This is a genomic window from Ornithinibacillus scapharcae TW25, assembly GCF_000190475.1.
Lineage (GTDB): Bacteria > Bacillota > Bacilli > Bacillales > Amphibacillaceae > Ornithinibacillus > Ornithinibacillus scapharcae.
Genome location: NZ_AEWH01000035.1, coordinates 52810 through 63405 on the forward strand (window position 1 = coordinate 52810; position 10596 = coordinate 63405).

Annotated in this window: 8 protein-coding genes and 1 other annotated feature; all 8 genes read right to left on the bottom strand. The window is 36.6% G+C overall.

Features of this window, described 5'->3' with window-relative positions:
* Positions 1-223: a binding site (T-box leader), on the bottom strand.
* A gap of 83 nt (positions 224-306) precedes the next feature.
* Positions 307-1776, bottom strand: a complete 1470-nt coding sequence (gene gltX, locus G5W_RS0108385) for a glutamate--tRNA ligase (protein WP_010095805.1) — start codon at positions 1774-1776, stop codon at positions 307-309.
* Positions 1777-1965: 189 nt separating this feature from the next.
* Complete coding sequence (locus G5W_RS0108390; protein WP_010095808.1) at positions 1966-3060, bottom strand: PIN/TRAM domain-containing protein; 1095 nt, start codon at positions 3058-3060, stop codon at positions 1966-1968.
* A 189-nt stretch (positions 3061-3249) separates the two neighbouring features.
* Entirely contained in the window at positions 3250-4626 is a 1377-nt protein-coding gene (gene radA, locus G5W_RS0108395) for a DNA repair protein RadA (RefSeq protein WP_010095810.1), read from the bottom strand.
* Positions 4627-4838: 212 nt separating this feature from the next.
* A complete protein-coding gene (clpC, locus tag G5W_RS0108400; RefSeq protein ID WP_010095812.1) occupies positions 4839-7265 on the bottom strand; it encodes an ATP-dependent protease ATP-binding subunit ClpC in 2427 nt (808 codons plus the stop codon).
* A gap of 16 nt (positions 7266-7281) precedes the next feature.
* Positions 7282-8346 carry a protein-arginine kinase McsB gene (locus tag G5W_RS0108405; RefSeq protein ID WP_010095814.1) on the bottom strand — a complete coding sequence of 355 codons (1065 nt, stop codon included), beginning with the start codon at positions 8344-8346 and terminating at the stop codon, positions 7282-7284.
* Positions 8343-8888, bottom strand: coding sequence for a protein-arginine kinase activator protein McsA (locus G5W_RS0108410; protein WP_010095816.1), 546 nt, complete (start codon positions 8886-8888; stop codon positions 8343-8345). The genes G5W_RS0108405 and G5W_RS0108410 overlap by 4 nt, the downstream gene beginning before the upstream one ends.
* Positions 8889-8928: 40 nt before the next feature.
* Positions 8929-9390, bottom strand: coding sequence for a CtsR family transcriptional regulator (locus G5W_RS0108415; protein WP_010095818.1), 462 nt, complete (start codon positions 9388-9390; stop codon positions 8929-8931).
* A gap of 309 nt (positions 9391-9699) precedes the next feature.
* Positions 9700-10395 carry an MgtC/SapB family protein gene (locus tag G5W_RS0108420; RefSeq protein WP_010095820.1) on the bottom strand — a complete coding sequence of 232 codons (696 nt, stop codon included), beginning with the start codon at positions 10393-10395 and terminating at the stop codon, positions 9700-9702.
* Positions 10396-10596: the final 201 nt, after the last annotated feature.

The following is a 10596-nucleotide window of genomic DNA, read 5'->3' on the forward strand; positions in this document are numbered from 1 at the left end:
CACAGAGACGCTTTTTGCGCGGTTCCACTCTGTTTGAAGGCATATGGATACCTCCCAACTTTAGTCCCCTTTTAACGGTAGGTTACCGCCGTTATGTACTAACTTATTTCCATAACGGACTCCAAGGGGCACTTCATAATTAGCGACTAAAACCACTCCCAGCCTCAGATGGTTCTCTCTGTGTAATCTACTAATTACTACTTTCCCTTTTCAACGTTCTTTATTAATCGTAATAATACTATATTATAGTTTCGGTAAAATGTGAATTAGATAGCTCACTTATTTTTAGGAGAAAGATTTTTCATTCTAGGCACCTAATGATTTGAGTAACTTATCCAAGCGTTCCACAATTACTTCCTTACCTAATAACTCAATTGCAAGTGGTAATTCAGGGCCATGTGTTTGTCCGGTAGTTGCGACACGTATTGGCATAAATAGTTTTTTACCACGGTGACCTGTTTCCTTTTGTGTAGCTTTTATTTGGTCCTTGATTGTATCTTTATCAAATACATCTAATTGGATTAGTTTATCCGTAAACACTTGTAATACTTCTGGTACTTGTTCCTCTTCTAAAACAGCTTTTGCTTCTTCATCATAGTCGACTGATTTATTAAAGAACATATCTGTTAGTTCCACAATCTCTTTACCATAACGTAATTGTTCACGGTATAACTCAATTACCCTTTCTGCCCACTTTCTCGTTTCCTCATCCATTGATTCTGGTAGTCTTCCCGCTTCAATTAGGTGTGGCATAGCAAGCTCAATCACTTTTTCTAATTCAGATGACTTAATATATTCATTGTTCATCCACTTTAATTTTTGAACATCAAAGATTGCAGGTGAAGTAGATAGTCTTTCCGGATCAAAGATCTCAATTAGCTGTTGTTGTGTAAAGATTTCTTCTTCGCCAACCGGGGACCAACCTAGCAATGTAATGAAGTTGAATAACGCTTCTGGTAAATAGCCAAGGTTTTTGTATTGTTCGATAAATTGAATAATATGTGAGTCACGTTTACTTAACTTTTTACGATCCTCATTTAGAATTAACGTCATATGGCCAAATGTAGGTGCTTCCCACCCAAACGCTTGATAAATCATCAGCTGTTTCGGAGTGTTGGAAATATGCTCTTCACCACGTAAAACATGCGTTATATTCATGAGATGATCATCGATTGCCACAGCAAAGTTATAAGTAGGCACACCATTCTGCTTCACCATGACCCAGTCACCAAAATCATTTGATTCAAATTTAATCGTGCCACGCACAATATCATCGAAGTTATATGTCACATTATCAGGTACTCGAAAACGAATACTTGCTTTACGACCTTCCGCTTCATAAGCAGCAATTTGCTCTGGCGTTAAATTACGGTGCTTTCCAGAATACTTAGGTGGTTGTCCATTTGCTACTTGCTCTTCTCTTTCTTGTTCTAGTTCCTCTTCTGTCATGAAACATTTATAAGCTAAACCTTTTTCTAAAAGTTCATTTACATACTGGTTGTAAATATCTAATCGTTCCATTTGACGATAAGGCCCAAAGTCACCACCGACATCGGCTCCTTCATCCCAATCAACACCTAGCCATTTTAGGAACTTAAGCTGACTTTCCTCTCCACCTTCAACATTACGCTTTTCGTCAGTATCTTCAATACGGATAATAAACTTCCCATCAAAATGCTTCGCATATAAATAATTAAATAAAGCAGTACGTGCGTTACCGATATGTAAATGACCCGTTGGGCTTGGCGCATAACGTACTCGAACTTCTTTTGTCATGTTTACTCGCTTCCTTCTTTTCTAGATTATGTACTATAAAAGGCATGGCATAACTAGTTTTTTTATTTATGTGCCAGTATAATACGAGATTTATTCTATATAATTCCTATTATATTATAACAAAAAGTGATAACACTAGCTGTTATCACTTTTTATTTAATGTCAATCTCAATATAAGTTATACCTTTTTTACAGTGCTTTTTCAAGTAATTTTGGCTTTGCAAATATCATACGCCCAGCAGAAGTCTGTAGAACACTAGTTATAAGTACTTCTATCGTTTTACCAATATAATTTCTACCTTCTTCTACCACAATCATAGTTCCGTCGTCCAGATATGCAATTCCTTGGTTCTGTTCTTTGCCATCCTTAATCACTTGAACCATTAATTCTTCACCAGGCAAGACAACTGGTTTTACTGCATTAGCTAGGTCATTTATGTTTAATACATGCACACCTTGTAAATCACATACCTTATTTAGGTTAAAATCATTCGTTACAACAATACCACCGATCACTTTAGCAAGCTTAATTAATTTACTATCTACTTCTTGTATCTCCTCGAAATCACCTTCATAGATTTCAACTCTAATCGGTAGTTCCTTTTGAATTCGATTCAACACATCCAGACCGCGTCTGCCTCGATTACGTTTTAGAACATCCGAAGAATCAGCTATATGCTGTAGTTCACCTAGGACAAACTGAGGAATGATAATAGTTCCCTCAATAAAGCTAGTTTGACAAATATCAGCGATACGACCATCAATAATTACACTAGTATCTAGTATCTTTGGTCTTGGCAATACTGCATCTACATTATCTCCTTCAGTTGGTCCACGCTTTTTATCTTTGCGATTAATGCTTAGCAAATTTATCAACTCATCGCGTCTTCTAAAACCAACTTGAAACCCAAAGTAACCTAGTAAAATGGTTACAAACAACGGGATAACCTTGGAAACGAACTCGATCGGGGTATCTTGGATAGGTAGATTAATAAGAAATGCTGTTACAAGACCGATAATTAATCCAAGACTACCAAAGAGCAAATCACCAATCGGTATCTTTACTAACCCTTCCTCAATCCATCGCAAGAAATCCACAATATAATTAGCAACCCAATAGGAAATAATAAAGAGTATAATTGCACCTAATGCCGCTCCTAAATATGGTGATTCCGCCCATGCTAAATCAGTAAAATCTAATAGCCTAATAATATATGGTATATATAAATACCCAATGGTAGCTCCTGAAATAATAAAGAATAAATGTACAATCTTTTTCAGCACCACTGTCACCTCCTAGCCATTATTATTGCCTATAAACCATAAAAATAACCATTATTTTGAAATTAGAATCGTACTTCACCATCATATCACAGGTTACTGCAATATTCAAATTGGCAAACTATAAATCTTATCACATTGTATTTTAATAGTCAACAAATATTCGACAAATTTCTAGTTTATTTTTAATAACTACTCGCGAACCAAGCCGATATTTAGAGCTTCCTGAACGGATTGGATACCGATTACTTCAATTCCTTTGGGAATAGTCCATCCATCTAAATTATTTTTAGGACAAATAACTCGCTTAAAACCTAATTTTGCCGCTTCCTGAACTCGTTGTTCAATTCTAGAAACGCGTCTGATTTCCCCCGTTAAACCAACCTCCCCAATAAAAATATCATCAGGTCTTGTTGGAATATCTCGAAAACTAGAAGCAATACTAATGGTAACCGCAAGGTCAATAGCAGGCTCGTCTAATTTCACACCACCTGCAACCTTAAGATACGCATCTTGATTTTGCAGCATCATCCCAACTCGTTTTTCTAAAACCGCCATTAATAGAGGAACACGATTATTATCTAACCCATTTGCCATTCTTCTTGGGTTACCAAAGGAACTAGGTGAAATAAGGGCTTGGATCTCAACTAAAACAGGCCTTGTCCCCTCCATGGATGCAACAACAGTTGATCCTGCCGCTCCTTTAGAACGTTCTTCTAAGAATATTTCCGAAGGGTTCTTGACTTCTCTTAATCCTTCCTCCTTCATTTCAAATATTCCCATTTCGTTCGTGCTACCAAAACGATTCTTTACGCCCCGTAAGATTCGATATGTGTGATGACGTTCTCCTTCGAAATATAATACCGTATCTACCATGTGTTCCAATAACCTTGGTCCTGCAATTGCTCCCTCTTTTGTAACATGTCCAACAATAAAAACTGGGATATTACTTGTCTTCGCTATACGCATTAATTCACTAGTACATTCACGGACCTGTGATACACTTCCAGGAGCACTCGATACCTCTTCACGATAAATCGTCTGTATCGAGTCAATTACAACAAGTGCTGGTTTTAGATCCTCTATATGATTGGCAATATCCTGTAAATTGGTTTCTGATAATACATACAGCAAATCGGAATTAACTCCTAAGCGTTCCGCTCGAAGCTTCGTTTGTCTAGTAGATTCCTCACCAGATATATAAAGAACTGGTAATTCTTGATCTGCAAGTTGAGAGGAAACTTGTAATAGTAATGTTGATTTCCCGATTCCCGGGTCTCCACCAATTAAAACTAATGAACCTGGTACTACTCCTCCTCCAAGTACACGATTTAACTCATTTAACTTGGTAGCAATTCTTGGTTCATCCTGTGATTCTATTGACGTAATTCTTTCTGGTTTACTACCTGCTTGGCTAATGCCACTAAATGTGTGTCTGCTTTGTTTTCCGGTAATAGCCGTTTCTTCCACTAATGTATTCCAATTATTACAACCAGGGCACTTCCCTAGCCATTTTGCAGATTCATAACCGCATTCCTGGCAGACAAATTTCGTCTTTCTTTTGGCCAAATTATCTCAGTCCTTTCGGATATCTCTATTATATACGTTAAAAACCTCTCTATGGTTACAGTAATCTATCATTTTGATTTATTTTTCCTTAAGTCTGCCACATAATCTACAAACTAAATCTATATTTTGCATCCTACCATATTTTCTGGCTGAAGAAAAAAACTAGAAGGGAAATTCCTTCTAGTTTTGATAAGGAGAATAATTTCATTTACTTAAGATAGAATGATGAATTCCCCTTTATTATTCAGGCCAATTTTAACTTTTTGACCAAATGAGATTTTACCCTTCAACAATTCCTCTGACATTAAGTCCTCAATATTTTTTTGAATCGATCGACGTAACGGTCTAGCCCCATACTCTGGATCAAATCCTTCGTTGGCTATCTTTTCAACCGCTTTATCTGTAAGGCTAAAGTCAATATCTTGCTCTGCTAGACGCTTTTGAACATCTTTTATCATTAAGGTTACAATGGATTTCATATGCTTTTTCTCTAATGAATGGAAAACAATGGTTTCGTCAATTCTGTTTAAGAATTCAGGACGAAATGCCTTCTTCAATTCATCAATAACCTTAGATTTCATATCTTTGTAGTCTTTTCCTTCTTCCTCTAAATTAAAACCAACATACTTGTTTCGTTTTAATTCACTAGCCCCAACGTTAGAAGTCATGATGAGTACGGTGTTACGGAAATCAACAACACGCCCCTTAGAATCGGTTAAGCGTCCATCCTCTAATACTTGTAGCAAGATATTAAACACTTCGGGATGTGCCTTCTCAATCTCATCTAAGAGAACAACAGAGTAAGGCTTTCTACGTACCTTTTCTGTTAACTGCCCACCTTCTTCGTATCCAACATATCCTGGAGGCGAACCAACTAGTCTAGAGGTCGAGTGTTTCTCCATGTATTCCGACATATCAATTCGAATCATGGCATCTTCGTCGGCAAACATCGCTTCAGCAAGTGCTCGTGCTAGCTCTGTTTTACCGACACCTGTTGGGCCTAAGAAGATAAATGAACCGATTGGTCGTTTTGGATCCTTCAAGCCAGCACGTGCTCTTCTAATCGCCTTAGAAATAGCTTTAACTGCTTCCTCTTGACCAATAACACGATCATGTAATACTTCTTCCAAGTTGAGAAGACGATTAGTTTCATCTTTTGTTAATTTAGAAACCGGCACACCAGTCCAGATGGATACAATGCTTGCAATATCCTCTACAGTAACTTGTGAGTCTTCTTGACCTTGTTTCTCTTTCCATTGGTTCTTTGTTGTCTCTAATTCTTCGCGAAGACGTTGTTCGGAATCACGTAATGATGCTGCTTTTTCAAATTCTTGGCTTTGAACTGCTGCATCCTTCTCTTTACGTACTTCCTCAAGCTTTTGTTCCAAGTCTTTTAAATTAGGTGGAACCGTGTAGGAACGTAATCTTACTTTGGAACCCGCTTCATCGATTAAATCAATTGCCTTATCCGGTAGAAAACGATCTGTAATATAGCGGTCTGATAATTTTGCTGCCGCATCGATTGCTTCATCAGTTATGGTTACTCGATGATGCGCTTCATAACGATCGCGTAAGCCTTTCAATATTTGAATGGTTTCTTCTAATGTTGGCTCATCCACTTGAATTGGTTGGAATCGTCTTTCTAAAGCCGCATCCTTTTCAATATATTTTCGATATTCTTCTAGCGTTGTTGCACCGATACATTGTAATTCTCCACGTGCTAAAGATGGTTTAAGAATATTTGAAGCATCAATCGCGCCTTCCGCACCACCTGCACCTATTAATGTGTGTAATTCATCAATAAATAAGATGATATTTCCAGCCTGGCGTATTTCCTCCATAACCTTCTTAAGACGGTCCTCAAATTCACCACGATACTTTGTTCCAGCAACAACCGTACCCATATCTAATGTCATTACTCGTTTATCTCGGAGTGTTTCTGGTACCTCATTATTAATAATTTGTTGGGCTAATCCTTCTGCAACTGCTGTTTTCCCAACCCCTGGCTCACCGATTAGTACAGGATTGTTTTTGGTGCGACGGCTAAGTACTTGGATAACTCGTTCAATTTCTTTACTTCTTCCAATAACCGGATCAATATTTCCTTCCTTAGCACTTGCGGTTAAATCACGAGCAAGAGAGTCTAGGGTAGGTGTATTAGCGTTAGATGCTTGCCCACGTCCTTGTCTTGCTGCCTGGGATTCATTGCTCCCTAATAACTGAAGTACCTGTTGTCTAGCCTTATTTAAACTTACACCAAGATTATTTAAAACTCTTGCTGCTACTCCTTCACCTTCTCTGATTAGGCCAAGTAAAATATGCTCCGTACCAACATAAGAATGTCCTAATTTACGTGCTTCATCTTGAGAAAGCTCCACTACTTTCTTAGCCCTAGGAGTATAATGGATAGTCTGCATCGGTTGTTTTCCCGTTCCAATCAGCTTTTCTACTTCTTCTTGGATTTTAGAGACTTCTAAACCTAATGATTCCAAAGCCTTTGCAGCAATTCCTTCCCCTTCTCGCACTAATCCAAGTAAAATATGTTCCGTACCTATATTGTTATGTCCTAGACGTACGGCTTCTTCTTGTGATAATGCCAAGACTTTCTGTGCTCTTTCAGTAAAACGACCAAACATCATATGAGATTTCCTCCTACTATTCCTCAAATTGTAATCGTTCACGAATTAAAGACGCTCTAAGTATATCTCTCTCTGAAGCTGTTAACGTCTTTTTCGCATAATGCTGTAAAAACCCTGGCTGTGTTAAAACCATCAGTTCATTAAGTATATTACGGGATACATTTTTAATGATTCCTAAATCAATACCCAATCGTACATTCGATAAACATCTAGCAGCTTCTTTGGATTCAATAATCCTACTGTATTCTAAAACACCATATGAACGATAGATCTGATTCTCTAATTCAATACCAGATTGTTCTAATATACGAGTTCTGGCTTTTCTTTCATGTTCAATTAATTGATGTACAACACTCTCTAAGTCTTCAATAATATGCTCCTCGGTCTTACCTAGGGTGATTTGATTAGAGATTTGAAAAATATTCCCTAATGCTTCACTCCCCTCACCATAAATACCTCTTACTACTAAGCCTAACTGGTTAATAGCTGGCATCATCCGATTAATCTGTTTTGTCATGGCAAGAGCAGGCAAATGCATCATAACTGAAGCACGCATACCAGTACCAACATTTGTTGGACAGCTAGTTAAAAAGCCTCTTTTTTCATCAAAGGCATAATTTACTTTCTCCTCTATCCAATCATCAAAGTCCAATGCCTTATTTAACGCTTTTGTTAGCTGTAAACCTGGAAAATATAGTTGAATTCGAATATGGTCTTCTTCGTTAATCATCACAGATACTTGTTCATTCTCTGAAATTAATGCAGCCGCTGCTCCTTCTCTTTTAGCAAGTAAAGGGCTAATAAGATGCTTTTCAACCAGTACACTTTTCTCTATAGCGGTTAAATCACGAATCGAAACAAACTCGAAGTTTTTATATTCTGCAAACGATGTATGTTCATATTCCTGCATAAAGAATTCACGAATTTTTTCTAAGTCCTTTTGATCAGCTATGATTGGAAAAGGCATATCCGCAAAGTTTCTAGCTAAACGAATACGACTACTTAGAACAATATCATGATCTGGACTTTGTTCACGCATCCAAGGGCTAATTGCCTCTTTCATGAAATTCTGAAGTGTCATTTACTATCACCCGTTTCCTTACGATTAATCTCAGCTTCAAGCTCCTTGATTTTATCCCTAATAATTGCAGCCTGTTCAAACTCTTCATTCATAATTAATTCCTGTAATTCTGCTTTATAGGATTTAAGTTGCTTTTTCAGGTGTAAGTTTCCACCTTTTCGTTTAGGAATTTTTCCACGATGCTCTGTATTTCCACTATGAACTCGGCGAAAGATTGGGTTAAGATTTGCAGAAAAGGTATGGTAACATTCACCACAACCAAATTTACCTATCTGTTTGAATTGTGTATAGGACATGCCACATTTTGGACATTGAAGTTCTTTTTCTTTTTTTAAGTGTGATCCTGGTGAACCTACCTGTCCAGATTCAAAATTAAATAACCCTGTTAATAGGTTATGGAGAGAATATCCTTCCTCAGGATAAGTTATATAACCTTTTTCTTTGGCACATACATCACATATTTGTATCTCCGTTTTATGGCCATTAATTAGCTGTGTATAATGAAGGGTGGCTGGCCTTTGATGACACTCTTGACACTCCATTGTCTTTCCCCCTTATAAAGGTATTAAAACTAATCTATTATCATAGGTATTTCAATGTTGTAAGCATGGATGTTAAGATACGAGCTCTAATTTCATCCCTTAACGGAAGCTTAAATGCTAATGTATCTCTACCAATACCATTAGCCATTATTTTTGCTTCTCTCTCTGTGATGATATTTTCATCCATTAACCTTTCAAGGACATCATAAGCAGCTTGTTGCGTAACGGTAGGATTAATTAACCGGATAATTTCATCGATTAGTTCAGACTTATCACGGTGCTTAATTCTTATAATACGGATATATCCACCACCACCACGCTTACTTTCTACAATGTATCCTTTCTCGACTGTAAAACGAGTATTAATAACATAGTTAATTTGAGAAGGCACACATTGGAAACGATCGGCTATCTCACTACGCTTTATCTCAATAGCGTTCTGCCCCTTTGATTGCAGGACACTCTTTAAATATTGTTCAATAATATCTGAGATATTGCTCAATTGATTCCCTCCTAATTCAAGAGTAATCTCATTCGTTACTGACTTTGACTATCTTTGACTTTATTTTTATTATACTTCAATTTTTTTGAGATGCAACTATTCTTCTCTTTCTATTTTAGACAAATTATTGTTAATAAAAACGTCATTAGTCATGTGATTTATCTATTTAGTGAAATAATACTAGAAAGCCACAACCTTTTAAACATTACCTAATTTACCGTGGGCATAACGTCCTTGCTAAAAAATGATATAAAAAGAACCGTACATCATTTTTGTTCATGTTGTACAGTTCTTTCTACGTAGTTTTCATTATCTCTCCGAAACACTTTTTACTGCTTCGATACTAGATAAATTCTCAAATAATGTTATGCGTTCCAAACCTTTTGGAGGCTCCACTTTAATAAAAATACTCCTTAAATTGTTTTCAACTTTAATTACCTCTACCTGCTTTATCTTAATATTACTTTCTTCAAACACCGAAACAACCTTATTTATTGCTAAATTGGGAGAAGAGACAATCTCAACAACAAGGGAATTCTTACCTCTTGTAAAAAGCCTTTCAAAGTTATTTAGAAATACCAAACTAAGTAATATGATTAGTGTGGTAAATACCGCCACTGCATACATTCCAGCTCCAACTACTAATCCTAAACCCGCAACTGTCCAAATAGATGCTGCGGTAGTTAATCCTCTGATTGTACCACCATAAACCATTATAGTTCCCGCACCCAAAAATCCAATACCACTTATAACGTAAGAAGGAATCCTGGCGGGATCAAATCTAACATTATCATATTTCTCAATGTATGCTTCAAAACCATACAATGACAACACCATCATCAAACACGCACCAACACCAACTAATATATGTGTTCGAAAACCTGCTGAATGGTTTTTTAATTCTCTTTCAAATCCTATTAAACCTGATAATACTAAGGCAATAAGTAGTCTAACCGTAATTAATAGGAAATTTTCATCAATTAAATTCGAAAAAAATGCACTCATAGACTTTCCCCTCTTTTCCTTATATTATCAGTTTAGTCCTCAAAATTGTAAATATGAATGAAGGATTATTTTATTATAATGATATAAAGTTTTCAGTTTATACTTTTATTTCCCTCATTTTTTCTATGTAAAACAAAAAAGCCAAGAAACAATATAATTTGTTTCTTGGCTTTTTCTTTAGCCTGGCAACGTCCTACTCTC

Excerpts from the sequence above, each read along its gene's own strand:
- gltX (WP_010095805.1), bottom strand. The coding sequence starts at position 1,776 with ATGACAAAAGAAGTTCGAGTACGTTATGCGCCAAGCCCAACGGGTCAT.
- clpC (WP_010095812.1), bottom strand. The coding sequence starts at position 7,265 with ATGATGTTTGGTCGTTTTACTGAAAGAGCACAGAAAGTCTTGGCATTA.
- G5W_RS0108405 (WP_010095814.1), bottom strand. The coding sequence starts at position 8,346 with ATGACACTTCAGAATTTCATGAAAGAGGCAATTAGCCCTTGGATGCGT.
- G5W_RS0108410 (WP_010095816.1), bottom strand. The coding sequence starts at position 8,888 with ATGGAGTGTCAAGAGTGTCATCAAAGGCCAGCCACCCTTCATTATACA.
- G5W_RS0108420 (WP_010095820.1), bottom strand. The coding sequence starts at position 10,395 with ATGAGTGCATTTTTTTCGAATTTAATTGATGAAAATTTCCTATTAATT.